At 66.6% G+C, this 24,328-nt stretch carries 23 protein-coding genes; 10 read left to right on the top strand and 13 right to left on the bottom strand.

Features of this window, described 5'->3' with window-relative positions; genetic code table 11:
• Positions 1-72 precede the first annotated feature (72 nt).
• From AC5P8D_RS04710 to AC5P8D_RS04690, 5 genes are all read right to left on the bottom strand, one after another.
• Entirely contained in the window at positions 73-1,263 is a 1,191-nt protein-coding gene (locus AC5P8D_RS04710; RefSeq protein ID WP_010485867.1) for a methyl-accepting chemotaxis protein, read from the bottom strand.
• Positions 1,264-1,426: 163 nt separating this feature from the next.
• The gene (gene hflD / locus AC5P8D_RS04705) at positions 1,427-2,041 is read right to left on the bottom strand and encodes a high frequency lysogenization protein HflD (RefSeq protein ID WP_010485865.1); all 615 of its coding nucleotides are present in this window, start codon (positions 2,039-2,041) and stop codon (positions 1,427-1,429) included.
• Positions 2,038-3,180, bottom strand: a complete 1,143-nt coding sequence (mnmA, locus tag AC5P8D_RS04700) for a tRNA 2-thiouridine(34) synthase MnmA (protein WP_159360120.1) — start codon at positions 3,178-3,180, stop codon at positions 2,038-2,040. Before mnmA ends, hflD begins: the two co-directional genes overlap by 4 nt.
• Complete coding sequence (locus tag AC5P8D_RS04695; protein ID WP_049427056.1) at positions 3,177-3,638, bottom strand: NUDIX hydrolase; 462 nt, start codon at positions 3,636-3,638, stop codon at positions 3,177-3,179. Before AC5P8D_RS04695 ends, mnmA begins: the two co-directional genes overlap by 4 nt.
• A gap of 1 nt (position 3,639) precedes the next feature.
• Positions 3,640-4,113, bottom strand: coding sequence for a hypothetical protein (locus AC5P8D_RS04690; protein ID WP_010485859.1), 474 nt, complete (start codon positions 4,111-4,113; stop codon positions 3,640-3,642).
• Between the two features lie 112 nt (positions 4,114-4,225).
• Between AC5P8D_RS04690 and clpS the strand changes: the two genes are divergently transcribed.
• Positions 4,226-4,552, top strand: coding sequence for an ATP-dependent Clp protease adapter ClpS (gene clpS / locus AC5P8D_RS04685; RefSeq protein WP_010485856.1), 327 nt, complete (start codon positions 4,226-4,228; stop codon positions 4,550-4,552).
• A gap of 104 nt (positions 4,553-4,656) precedes the next feature.
• Here clpS and AC5P8D_RS04680 read toward each other — a convergent pair whose 3' ends face one another.
• Positions 4,657-5,469 (bottom strand): APH(6) family putative aminoglycoside O-phosphotransferase, encoded by an 813-nt coding sequence (locus tag AC5P8D_RS04680; protein WP_495203127.1) that lies wholly within the window; start codon positions 5,467-5,469, stop codon positions 4,657-4,659.
• 138 nt (positions 5,470-5,607) lie between these two features.
• Here AC5P8D_RS04680 and clpA point away from each other — a divergent pair, with 138 nt between their 5' ends.
• Positions 5,608-7,893, top strand: a complete 2,286-nt coding sequence (gene clpA, locus AC5P8D_RS04675; protein ID WP_495203126.1) for an ATP-dependent Clp protease ATP-binding subunit ClpA — start codon at positions 5,608-5,610, stop codon at positions 7,891-7,893.
• Between the two features lie 68 nt (positions 7,894-7,961).
• Here clpA and AC5P8D_RS04670 read toward each other — a convergent pair whose 3' ends face one another.
• The 4 genes from AC5P8D_RS04670 to aat form a co-directional block, all read right to left on the bottom strand.
• Positions 7,962-8,339 carry a hypothetical protein gene (locus tag AC5P8D_RS04670; RefSeq protein WP_235651944.1) on the bottom strand — a complete coding sequence of 126 codons (378 nt, stop codon included), beginning with the start codon at positions 8,337-8,339 and terminating at the stop codon, positions 7,962-7,964.
• Between the two features lie 129 nt (positions 8,340-8,468).
• Positions 8,469-8,741, bottom strand: a complete 273-nt coding sequence (locus AC5P8D_RS04665) for a hypothetical protein (protein ID WP_235651723.1) — start codon at positions 8,739-8,741, stop codon at positions 8,469-8,471.
• A 171-nt stretch (positions 8,742-8,912) separates the two neighbouring features.
• The gene (gene infA / locus AC5P8D_RS04660) at positions 8,913-9,131 is read right to left on the bottom strand and encodes a translation initiation factor IF-1 (RefSeq protein WP_005409596.1); all 219 of its coding nucleotides are present in this window, start codon (positions 9,129-9,131) and stop codon (positions 8,913-8,915) included.
• 86 nt (positions 9,132-9,217) lie between these two features.
• Positions 9,218-9,958, bottom strand: a complete 741-nt coding sequence (gene aat / locus AC5P8D_RS04655; protein ID WP_235651945.1) for a leucyl/phenylalanyl-tRNA--protein transferase — start codon at positions 9,956-9,958, stop codon at positions 9,218-9,220.
• A gap of 72 nt (positions 9,959-10,030) precedes the next feature.
• Between aat and AC5P8D_RS04650 the strand changes: the two genes are divergently transcribed.
• Entirely contained in the window at positions 10,031-11,299 is a 1,269-nt protein-coding gene (locus AC5P8D_RS04650; RefSeq protein ID WP_197601233.1) for a hypothetical protein, read from the top strand.
• A 123-nt stretch (positions 11,300-11,422) separates the two neighbouring features.
• Here AC5P8D_RS04650 and AC5P8D_RS04645 read toward each other — a convergent pair whose 3' ends face one another.
• Positions 11,423-12,547 (bottom strand): GNAT family N-acetyltransferase, encoded by a 1,125-nt coding sequence (locus AC5P8D_RS04645; RefSeq protein ID WP_495203125.1) that lies wholly within the window; start codon positions 12,545-12,547, stop codon positions 11,423-11,425.
• A 102-nt stretch (positions 12,548-12,649) separates the two neighbouring features.
• On the bottom strand, positions 12,650-13,621 hold the full coding sequence (gene trxB / locus AC5P8D_RS04640; RefSeq protein WP_235651725.1) for a thioredoxin-disulfide reductase: 972 nt from the start codon (positions 13,619-13,621) through the stop codon (positions 12,650-12,652).
• Positions 13,622-13,854: 233 nt separating this feature from the next.
• On the opposite strand from trxB, the gene AC5P8D_RS04635 reads away from it, so the two are divergent.
• The 5 genes from AC5P8D_RS04635 (at position 13,855) to AC5P8D_RS04615 (ending at position 21,046) form a co-directional block, all read left to right on the top strand.
• On the top strand, positions 13,855-16,215 hold the full coding sequence (locus AC5P8D_RS04635) for a DNA translocase FtsK (RefSeq protein WP_010485837.1): 2,361 nt from the start codon (positions 13,855-13,857) through the stop codon (positions 16,213-16,215).
• Positions 16,216-16,254: 39 nt separating this feature from the next.
• The gene (locus tag AC5P8D_RS04630) at positions 16,255-18,198 is read left to right on the top strand and encodes a DUF3857 domain-containing protein (RefSeq protein WP_053442986.1); all 1,944 of its coding nucleotides are present in this window, start codon (positions 16,255-16,257) and stop codon (positions 18,196-18,198) included.
• A gap of 111 nt (positions 18,199-18,309) precedes the next feature.
• Entirely contained in the window at positions 18,310-18,948 is a 639-nt protein-coding gene (gene lolA / locus AC5P8D_RS04625; RefSeq protein ID WP_049448152.1) for an outer membrane lipoprotein periplasmic chaperone LolA, read from the top strand.
• 240 nt (positions 18,949-19,188) lie between these two features.
• On the top strand, positions 19,189-20,466 hold the full coding sequence (locus tag AC5P8D_RS04620; RefSeq protein ID WP_238794447.1) for a replication-associated recombination protein A: 1,278 nt from the start codon (positions 19,189-19,191) through the stop codon (positions 20,464-20,466).
• A 190-nt stretch (positions 20,467-20,656) separates the two neighbouring features.
• Positions 20,657-21,046, top strand: a complete 390-nt coding sequence (locus tag AC5P8D_RS04615) for a DUF805 domain-containing protein (RefSeq protein ID WP_010485830.1) — start codon at positions 20,657-20,659, stop codon at positions 21,044-21,046.
• Between the two features lie 73 nt (positions 21,047-21,119).
• On the opposite strand, the gene AC5P8D_RS04610 is transcribed toward AC5P8D_RS04615, so the two are convergent.
• Complete coding sequence (locus tag AC5P8D_RS04610) at positions 21,120-21,494, bottom strand: hypothetical protein (RefSeq protein ID WP_049455053.1); 375 nt, start codon at positions 21,492-21,494, stop codon at positions 21,120-21,122.
• Between the two features lie 280 nt (positions 21,495-21,774).
• On the opposite strand from AC5P8D_RS04610, the gene AC5P8D_RS04605 reads away from it, so the two are divergent.
• Entirely contained in the window at positions 21,775-22,803 is a 1,029-nt protein-coding gene (locus AC5P8D_RS04605; RefSeq protein ID WP_049481270.1) for an alpha/beta hydrolase-fold protein, read from the top strand.
• Positions 22,804-22,925: 122 nt separating this feature from the next.
• Complete coding sequence (locus AC5P8D_RS04600) at positions 22,926-24,302, top strand: YncE family protein (RefSeq protein ID WP_495203124.1); 1,377 nt, start codon at positions 22,926-22,928, stop codon at positions 24,300-24,302.
• Positions 24,303-24,328: the final 26 nt, after the last annotated feature.

Below are 24,328 nucleotides of genomic sequence, written 5' to 3'. Positions count from 1 at the left end.
GCGGGTTACAGGCAAAGGCCCCGGACGAACCGGGGCCTTGCGGGCTGCCGGCGAGGGCAGCGGACATCAGGATCAGAACAGCTCGACGGTGCCGGCGCCCATGCTCTGCTGGGCAACCGGCTTGTGCGGCGGGCGTTCCCATTCGCTGCGCAGTTCGCGCAGGCGGCTGCCGGTGCGCTGCAGGGCGGTGGCGATCTCTTCGTCGAACACGCCGCCATTGCGGTGCAGCAGTTCCTGCAGGGCGACTGCTTCGCGGTTGATCGCGGTCAGGCGGTCCAGGTGGGTGTGCACGCCGCCCAGCGCCTGGGTGGCGATGTCTTCGAACTGCAGGGCGCGCACGGCTTCGGCCACGCTGCCATCAATCGAACGGGCACACTCGGAGACTTCGCGCATGCCATCGCCCAGCGAGGCATTGATCTGGGCCACGTTGTCGAGCATCGCGGCCGCTTCCTGGCGCGCTTCACGGGAGCGATCCATGTCACGCGACGCCATGTGCGAGACCGTCTCGCGCACCTTGGCAATGGCGTCCTTGGAGCTGTGCGCCAGCTTGCGGATCTGCTCGTTGAACGTGGTCGAGCGCTCGGACAGGTTGCGGACCTCGTCGGCCACCACGGCGAAGCCGCGACCGGCTTCACCGGCACGCGCTGCTTCAATTGCAGCGTTCAGGGCTAGCAGGTTGGTCTGGTCGGCGATCGATTTGACGTCTTCCAGCAGCGCGAAGATGCCATCCAGGTGCTGCGCCATCTGGTCGATGTGCTGCACGGTGGTGCTGCTCTGGCCGCTGACCTGTTCCAGCGCTTCGACCAGCTGTTCCATGCGGTGGCTGGCGTGCTGGGCGAAACGGGCAACGTCGAGGCCGGCATTGCCTTCATCACCGGCGCGATCGACGATACGCGACAGGGCCTGGCTCTGCTGGCGCGACTTGCGGTTCATGGCATCGAAGCTGCCGCCCAGGCTGGAGACCGCCTGGCGGATCAGGTCACGGGCGCGTTCCACCTCGCCTCGCGAACCGTCGATCTCGTTGCCGACGAAGTTGCGCAGTTCGGTCAGCAGCTGGTCCTGCTCACGCAGGACACGGGCGTGTTCCGGGGAACGGTGCGCCTGGGCGCGGGTGGTCCACCACGCAAAGCCGAGCCAGCTCAGCGTCATCGTGGTCAGGATCGCCCAGCGCAGGGCGGCCGGCCATTCGAAACCGATGGCGAAGGGGAGCAGCAGGGTCAGAGCCAGGGGGGCGGCCAGACGGATGAAAATGCGTGAGTACATGGACGTTCTCGGGAGGTGCACGGAGGATGTATCGGCCGTACCCCCTTTCTCTTTAACGTCGATGTGCCCGGAAGTGCATTCTGAATGCGCCGGTTTTCCGGCGCCTTGGCGGCTTCAGGGTCAGAGCCCTTTCCGTGCCGGAAAGGGATCCGACCCCATGGCCTCAGGCCAGCTGCCGGTCCACGGCCTCGATCATCGCCTTGCGGCTGAACAGGAAGTCCCAGTAGCTGCCGCCCAGCTGGCGCCACAGCACCGCCGAGCGCACCGCGGCCAGCAGCAGGGCGCGGATCTCGGCCACAACGCCAGCCTGGCCCAGATAGTGCGGGTTGCCCTGCACCATCACCCGCGGCTTCAGGTGGCTGATGGTGTCGGCGTACAGGCCGCCGAGATTGGCCAGCACGTCCGGATGGCCGCTGTCGCCCAGCTCAGTGGCCTGGCGCTGGGCGCGCTCGATGCCCGAGGCGACCTTGTTCACGGTGGCGCCGTCCTGCACGAAGCGGCGCTCCAGCTGCAGCACCGACAGCGCCAGCTTGGGCAGGATCGGGTCCTGGCCCTGGCTGCGGAAGTAGTTGTGCAGCAGGCGCAGGCCGGCCTTCAGTGCATGGCGGTCACCGAACACCTCCTGCGGCGAGGACGCATCGACACGGAACACGCTGTCCACGGCGGTGCGCACGGCGGCGGCGTCGGAATGGCCGGTATCGGCGATGCGGCGTACCTGCTGCAGGGCCTGGGCTATGCCGGCCAGGGCCAGGACGCGGTCGTCGACAGTGAAACTCATGCAGCGATTACCTCAAAAGGGGAAGGGGTGGTGCGCAGGCGCTGTTCCAGCGGCGCATCGGTGGCGGCGATCACCGCGCCACCCAGGCACTCGTCACCGTCATACAGCACCAGTGATTGACCGGGGGTAACGGCGCGCTGCGGGCGCGCGAAGGTGACCAGCACGCTGCCATCGTCCAGCACCTCGACCGTACACGGCTCGTCGGGCTGGCGGTAGCGGGTCTGGGCGGTGCATTCAAAGCGCCGTGCCGGCGGCGCGCCGGCGATCCAGTGCGCGGTTTCCGAGCGCAGGCGATCGGACAGCATCCACTTGCTGTCGCGGTCCTGATCCACGTACAGCACGTTGCTGGCCACATCCTTGCCGACCACGTACCACGGCGCGGCCGGACGTCCACGCACGCCGCCGATGTTCAGGCCTTCGCGCTGGCCCAGGGTGAAATAGAACACGCCCGGATGTTCGGCGATGACGCTGCCGTCGGCCGGGTCGAGGATCTGGCCGGGCTTGGCCGGCAGGTAACGGCCGAGGAATTCACGGAAGTCGCGCTCACCAATGAAGCAGATGCCGGTGGAGTCCTTCTTGGCGTGGGTCGGCAGGCTGACGTCACGTGCGATCCGCCGCAGGTCGGTCTTTTCCAGGTCGCCGATCGGGAACAGGGTGGCCGCCAGCTGTTCCTGGCCCAGCTGGTGCAGGAAGTAGCTCTGGTCCTTGGAGCGGTCGGCGCCGCGCAGCAGCAGCCACTGGTGGCCGCGCTGGGTCACCCGCGCGTAGTGGCCGGTGGCGATGCGTTCGGCGCCCAGCTCGCGGGCGGCATCCAGGAAGTGCTTGAACTTCACTTCGCGGTTGCACAACACGTCCGGGTTCGGCGTACGGCCGGCCGCGTACTCGGCCAGGAAGTGCTCGAACACGCCCTGCCAGTATTCGCTGGAGAAATCGCGGAAGTGGAACGGAATGCCGAGCAGGCCGCAGACGGCCACCGCATCGCGGCGGTCGTCCTCGGCACGGCAGTCGCCGCTGCCGTCGTCGGCCCAGTTCTGCATGAACAGACCGGCTACGGCCTCGCCCTGCTGTACCAGGCGCCAGGCGGCGACCGAGGAGTCGACGCCACCGGAGACGCCCACCATCACGCGCGGAGTGCTCATGCGACCTCCCGGACCAGGGAAAGTGGATGGCGCTGGCCACCCAGGTAATCAGCCACCACCTGCCAGACCAGCGGGCTGCGCTGGCGCTCGCCGGCGGCTTGCAGTTCGGCCGGGGTCAGCCAGAGTGCGCGGTCGATGCCGGTGTCCAGTGGCTGCGCCGGGTCGTGCGAGACCGGGCGCGCCGCGTAGCAGAAGCGCAGGAAGGTGGTGCCGTCGCCGGCCGTCCACTGGTAGCAGCCGATGAAGTGGGTCAGCTGCACCGTCCAGCCGGTTTCCTCGCGGGTCTCGCGCAGGGCTGCCTCGGCCAGGCTTTCGCCCGGCTCGAGGTGGCCGGCCGGCTGGTTCAGCACCTGGCGGCCGTCGATGGTCTCTTCAACCAGCAACACGCGGCCGCCGTCGACCACCACGGTGGCGACGGTGGCGTGCGGTGCCCAGCGCGGGTCCGGCGTAGCGTTCAACTCAGAACTCGTCCTTCTTGGTCAGTTCCAGCTCCATGGCGTCGGCGGTGCGGATGGCCGCATCGATGGCGTCGCTGAGCTGGTCGGCCGTGGCATCGGCGTCGATCTTGACCACGAACATGGCGGTGGTGTCCTGCTTCACCCAGCCGCCCATCTTGGCGTCCTGCGAATCTTCCAGCAGGCGGTTGGCCACGGCCACCGGGAACTGCTTGGTCTTGGCGTTGTAGGCCGGCGACCAGATCTCGCGGATGTTGTGGGTGCCGAAATCTTCCACCGACGAGCGCACGTAGACCATCTGGGTGCGGTCACCCTCGACGTCGAACACCATGCGGTAGTCGCCGTCCTCGTCGACCTCGTAGGTGTAGCCCAGCTTGTCCAGGTGGCGGGCCACGGCCTTGTCGGCCTGGGTCTCTGCGGCGGCGGAGCCGGCGGCGGCCAGGGCGATCAGCAGGGCGGAGAGAAGGGTCCTTTTCATGAAGATCCTGTGAAACAGTGTTGAGAGAGGATGCAATTGTGACGGCGGCCGTGCGTGCCGTCCAATCTGCGGCGGGCCGACGCAGGCCCGCTCGAGCCTCTATAATGAGCAGATGCCCCGCGAGTCTTCCCCCGATTCCCATCACGAGCACGGCGTTGCCGTGGAACCCGCGCGCCCGGAAGTGGCGCCGCCGCCGTTCTACCAGGTGATGCTGCTCAACGACGACTACACCCCGATGGATTTCGTGGTGGACGTGCTCCAGCAGTTCTTCAGCATGGACCTGGACAAGGCCACACAGGTGATGCTGCACGTCCATACCCGCGGCCGCGGCGTGTGCGGGGTGTTCACCCGCGAAGTGGCCGAGACCAAGGTTGCCCAGGTCAACGAGTATTCGCGGATGAACCAGCACCCGCTGCTGTGCACGATGGAAAAGGCCTGACCGCCCCCGACCTGTAGAGCCGAGCCCACGCTCGGCTGCTGTTCACCCAGGCATCCAGATCTCTGCCAGCAGCAGCCGAGCGCAGGCTCGGCTCTACAGCTGGATCAGGCCTCCGCCAACGCCTCCAGCGCCATACGCGCCACGGCCTCGTCGACCTCGGCGGGGGCGCCGTCATCCCGGAACCAGACTGCCGACAGCCCCGCGCTGGCTGCGATCCAGCGCAGCAGGCGCGTGCGCTCCAGGCTCGCCAGTGCACTGACCTGTTCCAGCCGGGCGGCAAACCGCTCAGGCTGCGTCGCAACGTGGATGCCCGGACCGCACAGGTCCGGGTTGCTGAACAGTGTCGTGTAATCAAAGGCACGATCACCCAGCAACCGCTTCGGGTCGATCGCCAGCCAGCCGCGCGTGCCGAAATCGAGCACGTTGTCGTGGTGCAGGTCGCCATGCAGCGGCCGGATCTCGCGCTCTTCCTGCAGCAACCCCTCCGCCAGTGATCTGCACTGTTCCAGCAGTGGCGGCAGCGCAGCCCTTGGCTGCAGCAGGTCGGCGAACCATCTACGGAGGCAGACCAGTTCCGCTGGCGGCGCGCTCCGTGGCCGGTGCAGCCGCTGCAGGACCTGGCACAGGATCGTGGTGCAGGCGTCATCGTCGCCCTCTATCGAACGTTGCCGCAGCGAGTCGCCGCCGGCACGTTCGATCAGGATCGCCGGCCCCTCGTGGGCCAGCAGGCGGGCGGCGCCATCGCCATCCCACCAGCGCAGCAGGCGATGGCTGTTCTGCTCTTCGGTTTCGCTGCTGATCTTCAGCATGGCCGGCTCGCCGGCGATGGTCAGCACCGGCCAGAGCTGGGCGTGGGGCGTTTCGACGGCTGCGCCATCACGCCGCAATCGCCAGCGGCTCAGGTAGGGTTCGCTCATGCTGGGCGGGCTGTCCTGGAGTGAATGAAGATCAAGCGATGTGTACTGCTAACGCCATCTGAACGCAGCAATCCGCTAGGGTGATGGAAATCGCGTAGTCAGGCCGCATATTGTCCCCATCTGCCGCCGGAGTAATCCATGTTCAGCAAAGACCTCGAACACACCATCGGCCAGTGCTACAAGCGCGCCCGTGAGGCCCGGCATGAGTTCATGACGGTCGAACACCTGCTGTTGGCACTGCTCGACAACCCGTCCGCCCAGGCCGTACTGAAGGCGTGTGGCGCCGACGCCGAACGCCTGCGCCAGGAGCTGGAGCAGGCCATCGAGGCCTCCGTGTCCCGCCTGGCCGAAGATGACGGCCGCGATACCCAGCCGACCCTGGGCTTCCAGCGCGTGCTGCAGCGGGCCGTGTACCACGTGCAGTCCTCGGGCAAGAAGGAGGTCACCGGCGCCAATGTGCTGGTCGCCATCTTCGGCGAAAAGGACTCCCACGCCGTCTATTACCTCAACCAGCAGGACGTCACCCGGCTGGACGTGGTCAATTACCTGTCCCATGGCATCGCCAGGCTGGGCGAAGAAGGCGAGCAGCCGTCCTCCTCCTCCGAGGGCGAAGGCCGCATCGAAGGCGGGGAGGGCGAGCCGAAGGGCGATGCCCTGACCGAGTTCGCCAGCAACCTCAACGAACAGGCCCGGGCCGGTCGCATCGACCCGCTGGTCGGTCGTGCCGACGAAATCGAGCGCACCATCCAGGTCCTGTGCCGCCGCCGCAAGAACAACCCGCTGTACGTGGGCGAGGCCGGCGTGGGCAAGACCGCGATTGCCGAGGGCCTGGCCCGCCGCATCGTCGAGGGTTCGGTGCCTGAGGTGCTGGCCGACGCGGTGATCTATTCGCTCGACCTGGGCGCACTGGTGGCTGGTACCAAGTACCGTGGCGACTTCGAGAAGCGCCTGAAGAGCGTGCTGACGGCACTGAAGAAGGTGCCCAACGCGGTGCTGTTCATCGACGAGATCCACACCATCATCGGTGCTGGCTCGGCGTCGGGCGGCACCATGGATGCCTCCAACCTGATCAAGCCGGCGCTGGCGTCGGGCGAGCTGCGCTGCATCGGCTCGACCACCTTCCAGGAATATCGTGGCATCTTCGAGAAGGACCGGGCGCTGGCCCGCCGTTTCCAGAAGATCGACATCGTCGAGCCGACGGTGGGCGAGACCTACGAGATCCTGCAGGGCCTGAAGTCCAAGTACGAGCTGCACCACGGCGTCACCTATTCCGACGAGGCGCTGCAGGCCGCGGTGGACCTGTCGGTGAAGCACATCGGCGACCGCCTGCTGCCGGACAAGGCCATCGACGTGATCGACGAGGCCGGTGCCCGCCAGCGCCTGCTGCCCGAGGAGCAGCGCAAGGAGCTGATCGACGTCGAGGAGGTGGAGGCGATCGTGGCCAAGATGGCGCGGATCCCGGCCAAGCAAGTCAGCGCCACCGACAAGGATGTGCTGCAGCACCTGGAGCGCAACCTGAAGATGGTGATCTTTGGCCAGGATCCGGCCATCGAGACGCTGTCCTCGGCGATCAAGCTGGCCCGCTCGGGCCTGGGCAATCCGGAAAAGCCGATCGGCAATTTCCTGTTCGCCGGTCCGACCGGTGTCGGCAAGACCGAGGTGACCAAGCAGCTCGCGCTGCAGCTGGGCATCGAGCTGGTCCGCTTCGACATGTCCGAGTACATGGAGCCGCATTCGATCAGCCGCCTGATCGGTGCCCCTCCGGGCTACGTCGGCTTCGATCAGGGGGGCCTGTTGACCGAGAAGATCGTCAAGACGCCGCACTGCGTGCTGCTGCTGGACGAAATCGAGAAGGCGCACCCGGACATCTTCAACATCCTGTTGCAGGTGATGGACCGCGGCGTGCTGACCGATACCAATGGTCGTGAGGCGAACTTCAAGAACGTGGTGCTGGTGATGACCACCAATGCCGGCGCGGCGCAGGCCTCGCGGCGTTCGATCGGCTTCACCAAGCAGGACCATGCCACCGACGCGATGGAGACCATCCGCCGCAGCTTCACCCCGGAATTCCGCAACCGCCTCGACGCGGTGGTGCAGTTCCAGGCGTTGGGCTTCGCGCACATCCTGCGCGTGGTCGACAAGTTCCTGATCGAGCTGGAGATGCTGCTGCAGGACAAGCACGTCAGCCTGTCGGCCACCCCGACCGCGCGCGACTGGCTGGCTCACCACGGCTTCGACCCACTGATGGGTGCGCGCCCGATGGCCCGCGTGATCCAGGACAAGATCAAGCGCCCGCTGGCCGACGAGCTGCTGTTCGGCAAGCTGGTCAACGGTGGCAAGGTCAGCATCGATGTCCGCGACGACGAGCTGGTGGTCGAGACCCAGGCTGAGCCGGAGCGGCTGCTGCCGGTTACGGTGGAGTGAGCTGAAGGCTTGGCGTGAAAGACTGGAAACAACAAGGGCGGCTTCGGCCGCCCTTGTGCTGTCCGGGGTCAGCGGCTGCGGCGGCGCGCTTCACGCTTGAACCGCTCGGCATCGATCGGCTCGATGCGCGCGACCTCGCAGCTGCCGCGACCGGTGTCCAGTGCGCTTCGGCCCTCGCTGCACAGCTGGTCAGCCTCCTTGCCGTCGGTCTTGAAGCCGAGGCGGGTGGCCAGCACGGCAGAAGGGCAGCTGTTGCGGAAATGCACGACATAGTGGTCTTCGCCGGAGCGAAGAAGGATGTTCTTGTCGGCGCCTGCACGAACGATCTGCTGTTCGCCGGCCAGCGGTACGCACTGCGCCGGTGGGGTGTCGGCGGCATGGGCGGGCGATGCCAGCAGGGGGGCGGCAGACAAAGCCAGGGGGATGAGCAGGGAAGAGAGGTTCATGGCGGGGCAGGGGGCGGCGATCCGGGCTGGATCGGATCCCAGGATGCCGCCGCCGCTGCAAATGCGAATCTGCCGCAAGCAGGGCTGACCGACGTCACGGTGAGATCGGTCACGATGACCTTTGGCGCATCAGGCTGCGATCGAACAGAATCCCTGCTGGCGCCCCTGGTTGCCGCCATCCTCGATGACGAATGCGACCGCTTCATGCGGAATGTGCAGTCGCTGCTTGAGTGTGCTGCCCATGTGTGGGACCTCGCGCTGCACGGCCAGATGCAGTGGGTGGGATGCGTCCATGCTGGTACAGACCAGGCAGGGCTGGCCGAACCAGGTGCCGTCCGGGCCCTTGCTGGCGTAGCAGCGGCTGGTGACGGACTGCGGGTCCAGGACGATCAGGTAGGTCATGCGCGCAGCGCCTTCTGTGAAGAACGCGTTGAGTCTAGAGTCCCGGCGCGATGCTGGATTTCAGACAAGGACGAAAATCGAACGATCTCGGTGCCGCGCATTTTCTTCCGCACACGACAAAGGGCCAGCAGCGAGGCCGGCCCTGTCGGAGTGGCGCATTGCGCCGACCGCTTACTTCATGCGGTAGGTGATACGGCCCTTGGTCAGGTCGTACGGGGTCATTTCAACCTTGACCCGGTCACCGGTGAGGATGCGGATGTAGTTCTTGCGCATGCGGCCGGAGATGTGGGCGATGATTTCGTGCCCATTCTCCAGACGAACGCGGAAAGTGGTGTTCGGCAGCGTCTCGCTGACGGTGCCCTCGAACTCGATGGAATCGTCTTTCGACATGTAGTCCTGTGCGGTTCAGAAAACGGCCACGCTGGGCCTAAGGCGCGGTATTTTACGCGTGATGGGCCCGGCTTGCAAAGTTTGTGTTAACCCCCGGCCAAACGCCGTGCTGGCAAGCGTCCGACCGCCTGGGTCCAGGGGCCTTCACGGCCGTCACGGTGTACGGCTTGGCGGACGTGCTCCAGAAAGTCCGCGCGCGGCAGGTGCTCGGCGCCCATCCGCAGCAGGTGCGGATTCTCCACCTGGGCATCGATCAGTTCCCAGCCCCAGTCACGCAGGGTGGATGCGAGGGCGGCCAAGGCGATCTTGGAGCCGCCGCTGGCGCCACTGAACATGCTCTCCCCGAAGAACATGGCGCCGATCGCGACGCCATAGATGCCGCCGACCAGCGTCTGCCGATCCCAGACCTCGAAGGAATGGGCGAAGCCGAGATCGTGCAGCTGGCTGTAGGCCTCGACCATCGCCGGGCTGATCCAGGTGCCATCCTGGCCGGGCCGCGGTGCCGCGGCGCAGGCGCGCATCACACGACTGAAAGCGGTGTCGGCGGTGATCTCCCACGTGCTGCCGCGCAATTGGCGGCGGAAGCGGCTGGACAGATGCACGCCCTCGGTGCGGAACACCATGCGCGGGTCTGGCGACCACCACAGGATGGGCTCGCCCTCGCTGAACCACGGGAAGATGCCGCCGGCGTAGGCATTGAGCAGGCGCACCGGATGCAGGTCGCCGCCCACCGCGAGCAGGCCGTCGGGCTGGCGCAGTGCGGTTTCAGCCGGAGGGAAGGGGGCGTCCGGCGCATCGGCCAGGCGCCAGGGCAGCTGGCGGGTCATGCCGCCATTGTATTCGTCGTGGCGATCGCTGATGTCTGGCACCATCAGCGTCCAACGGCAAGGAGCCCACGCATGAGTGACGCGATCACCGCCATCCTCGATGTGCACGATATCCCGCGCACGCGCAACGACAGCCAGGGCATGCTGCTGGCGCTGGCCACTGAACAGCCCGGCCAGCTCGGTGCGCTGATGCTGCTGGCCCTTGCCCGGCGTTCACCCAGCTCGGCCTTTCTCGACATGGCGCTGGATCTGCTGCCCGATGAAGCGATTGTGCCGGTCTGTGCCGAGGCCTGGCGCCGCTATCGGGATGGCGAGCGCGGCGAACTGCTGGCCAGCGTGATCGAATTCACCAGCTACCAGGCGCCGCAGGTGCTGCAGGACGACTGGGAGGCCTTGCTGGCGCTGGCCACCGAAGACGAGCTGCAGCTGGCTTCGCAGGTATGGCAGGGCCTGCCCTCCGTCATTGCCGTGCAGTGGGCGCAGATTCTGGCTGAGGCCGACGACGATCGCGAGATGGCGCGGGCCAGGGCGCTGCTGCGGGCGGCGCAGCCCGAGAGCTATGCCGTTGCCCGCGGCTACCTCGCTGACTGGGGCGCGCTGGATGCTGAAGTCTGGTCGCACTGGGCCGGCGTCGCGGACGGACCGCAGCCGCGGCGCCTGCATGGGGAGCGGCCGCTGCACATCCGCTTCGGCCGCGAGCAGCATCGCGCGCAGCAGGCGGACGAACCGAGCTGGCGCAAGCGCATCTGGCGCCTGCACCCGACCTGGAATGGTGGGCAGGTGCGTCACGCCGGCTGTATGGGAGGGCCGCTGGAGGCGCAATGTGGCAGCTGCCATGCGCCGTTGCAGCGCCTGTTGCAGACAGATGCCGCCGCGCTGCAGCCGGGCGCAACGGGTGAGATCACGCTGGGGCTGTGCCTGGACTGCTGCGGTTGGGAAGATCCGCCCGTGCGTTTCTATCGCCACGATGCCGCCGGCCTGCCCAGCTGCCACCCCAGCCAGCATCGGGAGGTGCCGGCCACGCCGACCGACAGTGGTGATCTGATGCAGGCTGAGGTCGGCCTGGTCGCCATGGACACCAGGCGGTGGGAGCAGCAGGACTGGGGACAGTCCAATCATCGGCAGAACCTGTCGCGCGTGGGAGGCGCACCGAGCTGGGTGCAGAATGCCTGGTATCCGGCGTGCATCGATTGCGGTGAGGAGATGTCCTTCGTGATGCAGCTGGATTCGACGCTGCCGACTACCGGTGGAGGGACGCTGCTATGGGGCAGCGGCGGCATGCTCTACACGTTCTGGTGCGCGAAGTGCCGGGTGAGTGGGCATTTCTGGCAGTGCACCTGAGCACAGCGCCATCGCTATTGCTCTGATAGATGCCAACGTCGGTTGGCACGCCTCATTGCCCCGGTAGGTGCCAACCTTGGTTGGCACGCTTTTCCGCGCCGCGCAAGTCGAGCAAGCTCGACTCTACGGCTCTGCGCGGAACGGCCCATGTCCCTGCAACTCCTGCTGGTACCGCCGCACACTCTGCCGCTCCTGTCGGCACCAGTCCTGCAGTGCCTCTGCGAAATCCGGATCGGCCACCCAGTGTCGGCTGCGCACCAGGGTCGGCAGGAAGCCACGTGCCAGCTTGTGCTCGCCCTGTGCGCCGGGCTCGAAACGGCTCAGGCCTTCGCGCAGGCAGTACTCGATGCCCTGGTAGTAACAGGCTTCGAAATGCAGGCCGGGCAGGGTGGCGCCGCCCCAGTAGCGGCCGTACAGCGTATCGCCACCACGCAGGCACAGCGCGCCGGCAATCGGCTCGCCGTCCTGTTCGGCCAGGAACAGCACCAGCCCGCGGCCCAGTGAAATGGCCAGATGGCGCAGGAAGGCCTCGGTCAGCGCCGGGGCGTTGCCGTATTCGAGGAAGGTCTGCAGATAGAAGCGGTACATCGCCTGCAGGTCTGCGCGGCTGGCTTCATCGCCGTGCACCACGCGGAAGGTGATGCCCTGGCGGGTGACCTTGGCCCGTTCCTGGCGGATGTTCTTGCGGTGCTTGTGGTTCATCGCACCGAGGAACTGGTCGAATGTCGCCCAGTCACCGGGGTTCTGCCACTGGAACTGCACGTCTTCGCGCAGCAGCCAGTCATCGCCGAACACCGCCTCGTCCACTGCGGTGTGGAAGTTGATATGGGCCGAGGACACGTCCAGCGTTGGCAGCGCCTCGCGCAATGCCGACAGCAACGTGACGCGCCCTGAATCGTGACGGGCCAGCAGCCGCGGGCCGGTGACTGGCGAGTACGGCACTGCACCCAGCCACTTCGGATAGTAGTCGCGGCCATGACGGGCATACGCGTTGGCCCAGGCATGGTCGAACACGAACTCGCCGTGCGAATTGGTCTTCAGGTAGCCCGGAATGGCGCCGACCAGCGTGCCTCCCTCCCACAGCGTGAAATGCCGGGGCTGCCAGCCCCAGTCCTCGCGCAGGCAACCGTGCTGTTCAAGCCCGGAAAGAAAGGCATGACTGACGAAGGGGTTGCGGCCGTCGTGCAGGGCATCCCAGTCGGTCGCGGCAATGGACTGCAGGGAGTCGAGGAAGCGGGGGGAAGGCATGGGGGAAGGATAGGGCAGATGAAACAGAAAGGCCGACGCACTGGCGTCGGCCTATCATCCGGAGTCGGGCCTGGCTCGACCCTACAGGAGCGGGTCAGCCTCTCAGCTGGCCTTGCCCTGGGCGTCCAGGAAGCGCTCGGCGTCCAGCGCGGCCATGCAGCCGAAGCCGGCCGAGGTGATCGCCTGGCGGTAGTGCTGGTCGGCCACGTCGCCGGCGGCGAACACGCCTTCCACCGAGGTCTGGGTGGCATTGCCGCCCAAGCCCGAGCGGATCTCCAGGTAGCCGTTGTTCATCGCCAGCTGGCCGTCGAACAGGGTGGTGTTCGGGTGGTGGCCGATGGCCACGAAGAAGCCGTGGGCATCGATGTCGCGGGTGCTGCCGTCCAGGGTGGACTTCACGCGCACACCGGTCACGCCGGCGTCGTTGCCCAGCACTTCTTCCACCTGGTGGTGCCAGACGGTCTCGATCTTGCCTTCGGCCACCTTCTTGAACAGCTTGTCCTGCATGATCTTTTCCGCCTTCAGGGTGTCGCGGCGGTGGACCAGGTAGACCTTGCGGGCGATGTTGGACAGGTACAGGGCCTCTTCCACGGCGGTGTTGCCGCCACCCACCACGACCACGTCCTGGTCGCGGTAGAAGAAGCCGTCACAGGTGGCGCAGGCGGAGACGCCGCGGCCCTTGAACTCGTCCTCGGTCGGGATGCCCAGGTACTTGGCGGTGGCGCCGGTGGCGATGATCAGCGCATCGCAGGTGTACTCGTGGCTGTCGCCGATCAGCTTGAACGGGCGCTGCGACACGTCGGCGGTGTGGATGTGGTCGAAGATGACCTCGGTCTCGAAGCGCTCGGCATGGGCCTGCATGCGCGCCATCAGGTCCGGGCCCATCAGGCCGTGGGCATCACCCGGCCAGTTGTCCACCTCGGTGGTGGTCATCAGCTGGCCGCCCTGCTGCAGGCCGGTGATGACGACCGGCTTCAGGTTGGCGCGGGCGGCGTAGACGGCGGCGGTCCAGCCGGCCGGGCCGGAACCGAGGATGACGAGGCGCTGGTGGCGGGAGGGCAGGCTGGTGCTCATGTAAACTCGCGAAAAGGTAGATGGGACAAGGCGCTGGCGATATTTGCGCAGCATCCGTGGCAGGTCATAGAGTGGCGGCTGGGGCAGGGCGATTCAAGCCGATGAACAGAACGCCGTCATCCGGCGATGGTTCCGGCGCTCTGAACGCCCTGTCAGATGTCGCATAACTGAAAACTGACGCCGTCTCATTTATTATCAATCACTAACAGCGCATTCCAAAGGTATGGTCTAAGGTGGCGAAGCAGGTCCCCGAACGCTCCAAGTCCGACGACAGCAAGGCGTCACGTCGCACGGCCGCGGCGGCGACGACCGACAATCCACGCCGCCAACGCCTCTGGCGCGATCTTGGCCTGATCGCCATCGCGCCGGCCTTGCTGTACCTGGCGGCCAGTCTTTTCACCTATTCAGCGACGGACCCGGGCTGGTCGCATACCGGCAGCGTGGTCGCGCCGGTGCACAACCTCGGCGGTCGCGCCGGCGCCTGGATCGCCGACGTGCTGCTGCAGCTGTTCGGCTACATCGCCTTCCTGCTGCCGGTGGTGCTGGGCGCGCTGGCGTGGATCGCCATGTTCGGCCTCAAGCGCGAGAGCAAGGGCGAGAACGACCTGGACCCGGCGCTGCGCCTGGTCGGCCTGGTCGGTTTCCTGATCGCCGGGACCGGCTTCCTGCATGTGCGCCTGTTCAGTGGCGATGTCTCCAGTGCCGGCGGCATCCTCGGCAAGCTGGTCGGCAACTCGCTCACGGTGGGCTTCGGCGCGCTGGGTGCGAACCTGTTCGTGCTGGTGCTGCTGCTGGCCTCGATCACCCTGGCCACTGGGCTGTCCTGGTTCACGGTGATGGAGAAGATCGGCCGCGGGGTGATGTCACTGGCGCCGTTGCTGGCGCGCAAGAAGGAAGAAGTCACCGAGTGGCAGCAGACGCGGGTGATGCGCGAGGAGCGCCAGGAAGTGCGCAAGGCCGACGCCGAGGTGCGCGCCAAGCGCGAGCCGGTGAAGATCGAGCCGCGCCCGGAACCGGTGATCGAGAAGAGTGATCGGGCCAAGCGCGACACGCAGATCCCGATGTTCCGTGGCGTCAACGGCGACGGCTCGGACCTGCCGCCGTTGGCCCTGCTGGACGACCCCAAGCCGCAGCCGGTTGGCTACGACAAGGAAACCCTGGACGCGCTGTCGCGGCAGATCGAGTTCAAGCTGAAGGACTTCCGCATCGACGCTCAGGTGGTCGGCGCCAACCCCGGCCCGGTCATTACCCGCTTCGAGATCGAGCCCGCGCCGGGCATCAAGGTCAGCCAGATCAGTTCGCTCGACAAGGACATCGCGCGTGGCCTGTCGGTGAAGTCGGTGCGCGTGGTGGACGTGATTCCGGGCAAGTCGGTGATCGGCCTGGAAATTCCGAACGTCACCCGCGAGATGATCTACCTCTCCGAGCTGCTGCGTTCCAAGGAATACGACAAGTCGGCCAGCGTGCTGACCCTGGCGCTGGGCAAGGACATCGCTGGCCGCTCGACTGTGGCAGACCTGGCGCGCATGCCGCACCTGCTGGTGGCCGGTACCACCGGTTCGGGCAAGTCGGTGGCGGTCAACGCGATGGTGTTGAGTCTGCTGTTCAAGGCCTCGCCGAAAGACCTGCGGATGCTGATGATCGACCCGAAGATGCTCGAACTGAGCGTCTACCAGGGCATTCCGCACCTGCTGGCGCCGGTGGTCACCGACATGAAGGAGGCCGCCAACGGCCTGCGCTGGTGCGTGGCCGAGATGGAGCGCCGCTACAAGCTGATGAGCGCGGTCGGCGTGCGCAACCTGGCCGGCTTCAACAAGAAGGTGAAGGAAGCCCAGGACGCCGGCCAGCCGCTGATGGACCCGCTGTTCAAGCCGAACCCCGAGCTGGGCGAGGCGCCGCGCCCGCTGGAGACGCTGCCGTTCATCGTCATCTTCATCGACGAATTCGCCGACATGATGATGATCGTCGGCAAGAAGGTGGAAGAACTGATCGCGCGCCTGGCACAGAAGGCGCGTGCGGCCGGCATCCACCTGATCCTGGCCACGCAGCGCCCGTCGGTGGACGTGATCACCGGCCTGATCAAGGCCAACATTCCGACGCGCATCGCCTTCCAGGTCAGCTCCAAGATCGACTCGCGCACCATCCTCGACCAGTCCGGCGCGGAAACCCTGCTCGGCCACGGCGACATGCTGTACCTGCCGCCGGGCACCGCGCTGCCCGAGCGCGTGCATGGTGCGTTCGTGTCCGACGATGAAGTGCATCGCGTGGTCGAGCACCTCAAGGCGATGGGCCCGGCCGACTATGTCGACGGCGTGCTGGACGAAGTGCAGACAATGGGCGACGGCGTGGTCGTCGGCGCCACCGGACTGCCGGAGAACAGTTCGTCCGGCGACGAGTCCGACCCGTTGTATGACGAAGCACTGCGGGTGGTGACCGAGACCCGCCGCGCCTCGATCTCCGGCGTGCAGCGCCGGCTGAAGATCGGCTACAACCGTGCAGCGCGACTGATCGAGGCCATGGAAGCGGCCGGCGTGGTCAGTTCGCCCGAGCACAACGGCGACCGCACGGTGCTGGCTCCGCCGCCGCCGAAGTAAGACCCGACGTATCCCCCACGACGTCCAAGGAACCGACGCATGCTTCACCCCGTACCAAGCGCGCTGGCACTGGCGCTGGCAGCCTTCCTGGCTGCCGGCCCGGCACTGGCAGACACCGCCACCTCCGCGCCCGCCACGGCGCCGCCTTCCACCAGCGGCGATACCGAAGCCAGCAATAATTTCAGCATTGTCCGTTACCGCGCCGACTACCAGGTGCGGCCGGATGCGGGCAATGTGCAGACCGAAACCTACGAAGTCCTGCTCAAGACCAAGGCGTCCGTCGAGCAGTTCAGCCAGGTGCGGCTGAGCTACAGCGAGAAGATGGAGACGCTTGAAGTACTCGGCGCCTACACCATCACCGCCGACGGCCAGCGCCGCGACGTGCCGGCCGACCGCATCTACACCCAGGAGAGCTACTCCAGCGCCTCGGCGGCAATGTATGCCGACCGCAAGGTGCGGGTGATCGTATTCCCGAACCTGGCCCCGGGCACGCGCCTGTACTACCAGGTGCGCCGCACCCAGGTCACGCCGTACTTCCCGGGCTACTTTGGCCTGTGGGAAACCTTCAACGTCTTTACCGAGTACGAGGACGCTGAGGTCACCCTGAGTGCGCCGGCCAACCTGCCGATGTTCGTCGATAGCCGCGGCGTGCAGGGCAGCGATCGCCCGACAGTGAAGAATGGCCAGGCGCAATGGCGCTGGCGCTACCAGCGTCGCGAAGCCATGCCGGCACAGAACTGGTCGGCGGCGGGCTGGGAGTTCGGTCCGAACATCATGGCGAGCACGTATCGTGACTGGTCGCAGATGGGGCGCGCCTACCAGCTCAAGGCTGGCCCGGCGGCGCAGGTCACGCCGGAACTGCAGGCGCTGGCAGACGAAATCACGACGGGCATCAGCGACCGTCGCGAGCAGGCTGATGCGCTGTACCGCTGGGTGGCGCAGAACATCCGCTATGTGGCGGTGTACCTGGGCAATGGTGGCCTGGAACCGAACAGCGCGCAGAGCATCCTCGACAACCACTACGGCGACTGCAAGGATCACGTGACGATCCTCGAGGCGCTGCTGGCGGCCAAGGGCATCGCCAGTTCACCGGTGCTGATCGGTGCCGGTGGCGGACCGACGCTGCCGAAGATCCCGGTGCTGGGCCGTTTCAACCACGCCATCACCTACATTCCCGAATTCGATCTGTACCTCGATTCGACCACCGCGTGGGCGCGCTTCGGCCAGCTGCCGGAGGGTGACCTGGGTGCGCCGGTGATGCGCACACGCGACGCCACGCTGGCACGCACCCCGGCCAACACGCCGGAGCGCAACGCCACCTCGATGGAAGTGCGTTTCACCTTCGACGCCAACGGCAACCTGCGCGGCGAGACGATCCCGAAGCTGGGCGAGAACGCCGAGATCGGCATGCGCGCCCAGTTCTCCCAGCTCAACGCGCAGAACCGTGCGCGCGCTGAAGAGCAGATCATGGCCGCCTCCGGTTTCGACGGGCGAGGGCAGCTGCAGATCCAGGGCGTGCCGGTCGACCTGACCCGGCCGTTCGGCTACCGCATGGCGTTCCAGGCCGAGGACTACGCCGATTTCAGCGTGGCCGGCGGCATGGCCGTGCCGGATCCGCCGGGTGGCGAGTCGGTGCGTGGCTTGTACGCTACCGCCTCGGCGCCGGCCAACGAGACGCCGTTCTACTGCAATGCCAGCCTGCGCGAGGAGACCTACCGCCTGCAGTTCCCGGCCAATGCACCGATCATCGCCATCCCAGCGAGCCAGCGTTTCAGCAACGCCGCGGGTGAGTACCGGGTGGACTGGAGCCGCGAAGGGCAGGAGGTGATCGTGCACCACCGGTTGCAGCAGAATGCGGTGCGCGGCCCGGAGGCATTGTGCCAGCCGCGGGATTATCCGGCGTTCCGCGCGCTGTATCGCGAAGTGCGGCGCGGCTTCCGTGGCCAGGTGCTGTACGGCAAGCTGCCGGCATCCGGCGGCTGAATCGCCGATGGACGTTCAGGGCGGCATAATGTCGCCCTGATCGCCCATTCATCTTTCCCCGGGCACACTGGCAACCACCTTTCCTGGCGCCCGCGCCCACAGGATTCCCGCATGAACTTCCGCTTCCGCCGTTTCCTTGCCACCACCACCCTGGCCGTGGCCTGCGCCGCCGCCGGCAGTGCCTGGGCTGGCGCCCGCGATGACCTGAAGACCTTCACCAGCGGCCTGAAGGGCTTGGATGGCCAGTTCAGCCAGCAGGTGTTTGACAGTCGTGGCAAGGTGAAGGAATCGACCAGCGGCCGCGTGGCCCTGTCGGCGCCGCGCCTGTTCCGCTGGGAGTACGTGCGCCCGCACGAACAGCTGATCGTGGCCGACGGCAAGAAGGTCTGGATGTACGAGCCGGACCTGGAGCAGGCCACCGTGCGCGAGCAGGGCAAGGAAGAGCAGAACAGCCCGCTGACCGCGCTGATCAACCCGGCGCTGCTGGAGCAGCAGTACGACGTCAGTGAAGAGGCTGCGCAGCGTGACGGCCTGCAGTGGCTGTCACTGTCGCCGAAGCGCGAAACCGAAGCCAGCTTCCAGTACGCCGCGCTGGGTTTCAACGCCCAGGGCCTGGCCAGGATGGAAATCACCGACGCGGTCGGCCAGCGCACCGTGATCAGCTTCAGTGGCTGGAAGCGCAACCCGGGCTTTGCCGCCGGCACCTTCAGCTTCACCCCGCCGAAGGGCACCGACGTCATCGGTAATTGATGGCGGTCGCCGGGCATGGCCCGGCGCTACCTGCTCTGGTGGGTATCAACCGGTACCGCCTTGGTGGGTGTCAACCTTGGTTGACACGCTCTTGATCTGCCGGCCAGCGGCCGGCACTACCGGAATCGTGGTCACCCGGCGCGGTACAATAGCCGCGTGGCAAGACATCGTTCAACTTCCTTCCCCGGCCCCGATCTGCTGAGCGTCGATCGGGATCACCTGCGCCCGCTGGCCGAGCGCATGCGCCCGCGCACCCTGGACGAAATGGTCGGGCAGAAACGCCTGCTGGCGCCGGACAGTGCGCTGCGTCGCGCCGTCGAATCCGGGCGCGTGCATTCGATGATCCTGTGGGGGCCGCCGGGCTGCGGCAAGACCACGCTGGCGCTGCTGCTGGCCGAGTACTCCGACGCTGAATTCCGTGCCATCTCTGCGGTGCTGTCCGGTCTGCCGGAAGTGCGCCAGGTGCTGGCCGAGGCCGCGCAGCGCTTCGCCGAAGGCCGTCGCACCGTGCTGTTCGTGGACGAGGTGCATCGCTTCAACAAGGCACAGCAGGATGCGTTCCTGCCGCACATTGAACGCGGCACGATCCTGTTCGTCGGCGCCACCACCGAGAATCCGTCGTTCGAGTTGAACTCCGCACTGCTGTCGCGTTGCCGCGTGCATGTGCTGGAAGCGGTTTCGCCAACCGATATCGTCGAGGCGCTGGAACGTGCACTGGGTGACCGCGAGCGGGGCCTGGGCGAAGAGGGCGTCGAGGTCGCGCCGGAACTGCTGCTGGAAATCGCTACCGCTGCCGATGGTGATGTACGCCGTGCGCTGACGTTGCTGGAAATTGCCGCCGAGCTGGCAGGCGGGGAGGGTGGTCGCATCACCCCGCAGACCCTGACCCAGGTGCTGGCCGACCGCACCCGCCGCTTCGACAAGGGTGGCGAGCAGTTCTACGACCAGATCTCGGCGCTGCACAAATCGGTACGCAGCTCCAACCCCGATGCAGCGCTGTACTGGCTGACCCGCATGCTCGATGGCGGTTGCGATCCGTCGTATCTGGCGCGCCGGCTGACCCGCATGGCCATCGAGGATATCGGCCTGGCTGATCCGCGTGCGCAGAGCATGGCGCTGGAAGCCTGGGACATCTACGAGCGGCTGGGCAGCCCGGAAGGCGAGCTGGCCTTCGCCCAGCTGGTGCTGTATCTGGCCAGCACCGCCAAGTCGAATGCCGGCTACGCCGCGTTCAACCAGGCCAAGGCCGACGTGCGCGAAAGCGGCACCGAAGAAGTGCCGCTGCACCTGCGCAATGCGCCGACCAAGCTGATGAAGGAGCTCGGCTACGGCGCCGAGTACCAGTACGACCACGACGCCGAAGGTGGCATCGCGCTGGACCAGACCGGTTTCCCGGATGCGATGGGCGAGCGCGTGTACTACAACCCGGTGCCGCGCGGCCTGGAAATCAAGCTGAAGGAAAAGCTGGACCGGTTGCGCGCCGAGCGCGAGGCGGCAAGGGCCGCGAAGGGCCGCTGACCCCGCTTCCGTAGAGTCGAGCCATGCTCGACTTCGCTCCTGCGCCGGTTACGGGTGCCTTCTGGAACAGCAGCCGAGCATGGCTCGGCTCTACAGAGGGCAATGGCAGTCGAGCATGGGTCGTCGCCACATTGTCCTGCGCGCGTGCATTTGGCACACTGCGCGGCTACTTTTTTCAAGGATCGATGCCGTGCAGGAAATGATTCTGCCGTTGAAGCGCTACGCCCAGTTCGAGGGCCGCGCCAATCGCCGCGAGTACTGGATGTACCAGTTGTTCCTGTTCCTGGTCGCAACGGCAGTGATGCTGCTGGCCGGTGTGCTGGCGATCCTCCTGCGCAACAGTGCCGATGCGCTGGCCGGCATCCTGATTGGCATGGTGGTGCTGCTGTGTGTGATGTGGCTGGTCACGATCGTGCCGCTGATCGCGGTGACCGTGCGCCGCCTGCATGACTGCAACCAGTCGGGCTGGCTGTTCCTGCTGGCGCTGGTGCCGGGCGGCGGGATCGTGATCATGATCTTCTCGCTGCTGCCGGGCACGCCGCAGGAGAATGTGTATGGTCCGGTGCCTTCGGGCCCGTGACGCTGTTGGAGTCGAGCATGGCTCGACTCTACAGGGGTAAAGAAGAGAAGCCGGCGTTTCGCCGGCTTTGTCTTTACTTGATGCTGCAATCGCCGAAGGACAGGTAGTCCGTGCCGGAGCTGAACTGCAGCGTGCAGCTGGCGGTGAACGTTGCGCCTTCTTCGAGGGCGCCCAGCTTGGCCGCCTGCTGCTCGTCGTCGGTGGTCAGCCGGGCCAGGACATTGCCCTGGTCGTCGCCGGCCTCGATCAGCGGTTCGCCCGCCAGGTTGCTGGAAACGCCCAGCGCCACGGCGGTGAAGGTCACCGTCTGGTTGAGTTGGTCCATGCTCAACGTCGAATTGCCGGCCTCTTCAAAGGCCTGGTAGAGCGACGGCAGATCCTGCGCGGCGTGGGCGGCCAGCGGGGCGAGCAGGCCGAGGGACAGGGCGATCAGTGCGGTGTGCTTCAAGGGTTCTCACAATCATGGGATCCAATCCCATGGCGGTTGTGTGCAGATGAGCGCGACCCGGATGGCGGCAAGTGCCCGCCATCCATGGCTGCGCTGGAAGCGGGGCGATCCAATGCCCCGGTGGGCGGCAAAATAGGGGAACTGCTGCCCCTCGTGCAACCCGGGCATGCGCGCGCGTGATACACAGCGTGACGTTCGATCGATGTGATAATCATTCGCGTTTAAGGTAGACTGCGGTCCCTTGTGAACCGGCGGCCCTGGGCCGCTTCTGCCGCCGCTGATGAAGCATTTCGTCCCGCCTTCGCGCCGTGGCCTGCTGGCCCGCGGCCTGGCCGCCTTGATGATGGGTCTGCTCCTGGCCACCCCGTATGCCTATGCACAGCAGCGCAATCCGCTGCAGAAGATCGGCCACACCGTGCTCGACGAGCCGGCGGCCAGCTATCGCTTCGAGCATTTCGTGGTGGACAGCCCGGACCGGCAGCGCCGTTGGCGGGTGAACCTGGCGATCCCGGCCAAGGCCGGCAAGACACCATCCCCAGTGTTGTACGCGCTGGACGGGAACGCCGTCGCCATGGTCCTGGACCAGCCGCTGCTGGCCGAACTGGCCACGCGCAAAGCACCACCGGTGCTGGTGCTGATCGGCTACGACAACGACCTTCGGATCGATTCCAAGGCGCGCACCCGCGACTACACCGCGTGGATCGACCGTGCCGACGACGAGAGCGGTACAACCCAGGCGGTCGGTGGTGGTGCCGCGGCCTTCCTGGATGTGATCGAGCGCCGCATCAAGCCGGAAGTCGAGCGCCGCGCACGCATTGATACGCAGCAGCAAGCGCTGTGGGGTCACTCGCTGGGCGGCCTGTTCGTGCTCAATGCGCTCTACACCCGTCCCGCCGCCTTCCAGTCCTACCTGGCGGCCAGCCCGTCGCTGTGGTGGAGCCAGGGCGCGGCGCTGGGTGATCCGGAACAGCAGTTCGTGCAGAACGTGCATGGCCAGCCGGCAAAGCTCTGGCTGATGCTGGGCGGCGCCGAGCGAGTCGGTGATCGTGGCAAGCGCGACATGAACAATCCGCGCGTGGTCGCGCACCTGCGCCGCATCGGTGGCGCCACCCCGGATGCGGCGATGCAGTTGTCCGAACGGTTGGCCAAGGTGCCGGGCCTGAGCGTGCAGTACCGGGAGTTCGACGGCCTCGGCCATGGCCCGATGCTGCCCGCGTCGTTCCATGCCGCGCTGCACGAGTTGTACGGCGTGACCGACCGCAGCGCCGGTGACGGTGTCCCCACGGGTGGTGACAACGCCGCCGAGTGAATCCCTTCGCACGCGATGCCGTGCGACCCCACTACCCAGGCGAGGCTGCCGACGTGCAGCGGCCCAGGCAACCGATGAATCCCGCGTCACGTGGCGCGGCCTACGTGTGCAAGGAGCCTTCCATGTCGTTCCGTCCGTCTTTCCGTCTCACCTCTCTCGCCGCCGGCCTCTTGCTGGCGGTGACCGCCACCGCGCAGCCGGCGTTCGACCAGCCGGCCAACGCCACCTTCAAGGGTGAAGTCGTCTCACGCGGTGAGAACGTGGTTCCCGGCAGCACTGCCGACGTGGTCGGCCGTGGGTTCTTGCCGGGCCAGAAGGTCAGCCTGCTGCGCGGTGACAGCGTGCTCAACGCGCAGCCGCTGGTGGTCGATGCTGATGGCAACTTCAAGACCCAGTTGAGCATTCCGGCCGACGCGGTGCCGGGCACTCATCCGGTGGTGGTGCGCGCCAGCCAACCGGCTGCGGCCACCGTGCTGAAGCTGCGCGTCTCGCCGCAGCTGCCGCTGTCCGGCCAGGCGCAGTTCGCCACCCAGTCCAACAAGCTGGTGCCGGGCCTGTACCAGTCCGCCTACAGCGCCGCCAGCAACGCGGTGTTCGTGACCTCGGCGGTGGGTCGCCCGCCGGTGACCCAGTCGCAGCTGCTGAAGCTGGACCCGAAGTCGCTGAAGGTGACCAAGGCGATCACCCCGGCGCAGGTGCCGGGCAGCACCAATGGCGCGGTCTATGCGGTCTACGGTGTGGGCGTGGATGACACCAACGGCAATGTGTGGGTGACCAATACCCGCCAGAACTCGATTGCGGTCTATCGCCAGAAGGACCTGTCGCTGGTCCACCAGTTCCCGATCGATGCCGTGCCGCATGCGCGTGACGTGGTGGTCGACGGCACCCACGGCAAGGTGTTCGCCTCGGCCACGGGAGAGGACCATCTGTCGGTGTTCGATGCGAAGACGTTCAAGGAACTGCCGCAGGTGACGCTGGAATCCGGCGTGGATGACGGCAAGTTCACCCCGATGAGCCTGGTGCTGGACGAAAAGGCTGGCAAGCTGTTCACCGTCAGCATCGGCACCCCGGAAGCGGCGGTGATCGATGTGGCCAGCGGCAAGGTCGAGAAGGTCATCGGCCTGGGCAACTCGATCAGTGCCTCGGGCGTGGCCTTCGACGCCGCGCGCAACCGCCTGTACGTGGCCTCGCAGGGCACCGACAACCTGCTGATCGTTGATGTGGCCGCCGGCAAGGTGCTGCACGATGTGCCGGTCGGCGCCGGCGCGCTGAACGTCGCCTTCGATGATGCCTCCGGCCTGGCCTACGTCAGCAACCGTGGCGCTGGCACGGTCACCGTGGTGAACGGTGACGGCAAGGTGGTCGCCAACCTCGATGGCGGCACGCTGCCGAACCACGTCCGCGCCGATGGCAAGGGCAACGTGTTCGCGGTGAACAAGTCGCGTGGCGCTGAAGACCCGAAGGGTGACCGCATCACCCGTATCACCCCGAAGCAGTAAGTCACAGGGCAGGGCGGCGTGCGCGT

This window comes from Stenotrophomonas sp. YJH_SMC_101-4, assembly GCF_059370395.1.
The sequence above is the reverse complement of the archived record's forward strand: the minus strand, read 5'-3'. Positions and strand labels throughout refer to the sequence as shown.

Excerpts from the sequence above, each read along its gene's own strand:
- AC5P8D_RS04650 (WP_197601233.1), top strand. The coding sequence starts at position 10,031 with ATGAGTGACGCGATCACCGCCATCCTCGATGTGCACGATATCCCGCGC.
- AC5P8D_RS04680 (WP_495203127.1), bottom strand. The coding sequence starts at position 5,469 with ATGAGCGAACCCTACCTGAGCCGCTGGCGATTGCGGCGTGATGGCGCA.
- AC5P8D_RS04600 (WP_495203124.1), top strand. The coding sequence starts at position 22,926 with ATGTCGTTCCGTCCGTCTTTCCGTCTCACCTCTCTCGCCGCCGGCCTC.
- AC5P8D_RS04605 (WP_049481270.1), top strand. The coding sequence starts at position 21,775 with ATGAAGCATTTCGTCCCGCCTTCGCGCCGTGGCCTGCTGGCCCGCGGC.
- AC5P8D_RS04710 (WP_010485867.1), bottom strand. The coding sequence starts at position 1,263 with ATGTACTCACGCATTTTCATCCGTCTGGCCGCCCCCCTGGCTCTGACC.
- clpA (WP_495203126.1), top strand. The coding sequence starts at position 5,608 with ATGTTCAGCAAAGACCTCGAACACACCATCGGCCAGTGCTACAAGCGC.
- aat (WP_235651945.1), bottom strand. The coding sequence starts at position 9,958 with ATGACCCGCCAGCTGCCCTGGCGCCTGGCCGATGCGCCGGACGCCCCC.
- trxB (WP_235651725.1), bottom strand. The coding sequence starts at position 13,621 with ATGAGCACCAGCCTGCCCTCCCGCCACCAGCGCCTCGTCATCCTCGGT.
- AC5P8D_RS04665 (WP_235651723.1), bottom strand. The coding sequence starts at position 8,741 with ATGACCTACCTGATCGTCCTGGACCCGCAGTCCGTCACCAGCCGCTGC.
- AC5P8D_RS04630 (WP_053442986.1), top strand. The coding sequence starts at position 16,255 with ATGCTTCACCCCGTACCAAGCGCGCTGGCACTGGCGCTGGCAGCCTTC.
- AC5P8D_RS04690 (WP_010485859.1), bottom strand. The coding sequence starts at position 4,113 with ATGAAAAGGACCCTTCTCTCCGCCCTGCTGATCGCCCTGGCCGCCGCC.
- AC5P8D_RS04620 (WP_238794447.1), top strand. The coding sequence starts at position 19,189 with ATGCGCCCGCGCACCCTGGACGAAATGGTCGGGCAGAAACGCCTGCTG.
- clpS (WP_010485856.1), top strand. The coding sequence starts at position 4,226 with ATGCCCCGCGAGTCTTCCCCCGATTCCCATCACGAGCACGGCGTTGCC.
- hflD (WP_010485865.1), bottom strand. The coding sequence starts at position 2,041 with ATGAGTTTCACTGTCGACGACCGCGTCCTGGCCCTGGCCGGCATAGCC.
- AC5P8D_RS04670 (WP_235651944.1), bottom strand. The coding sequence starts at position 8,339 with ATGAACCTCTCTTCCCTGCTCATCCCCCTGGCTTTGTCTGCCGCCCCC.
- mnmA (WP_159360120.1), bottom strand. The coding sequence starts at position 3,180 with ATGAGCACTCCGCGCGTGATGGTGGGCGTCTCCGGTGGCGTCGACTCC.
- infA (WP_005409596.1), bottom strand. The coding sequence starts at position 9,131 with ATGTCGAAAGACGATTCCATCGAGTTCGAGGGCACCGTCAGCGAGACG.
- AC5P8D_RS04645 (WP_495203125.1), bottom strand. The coding sequence starts at position 12,547 with ATGCCTTCCCCCCGCTTCCTCGACTCCCTGCAGTCCATTGCCGCGACC.
- lolA (WP_049448152.1), top strand. The coding sequence starts at position 18,310 with ATGAACTTCCGCTTCCGCCGTTTCCTTGCCACCACCACCCTGGCCGTG.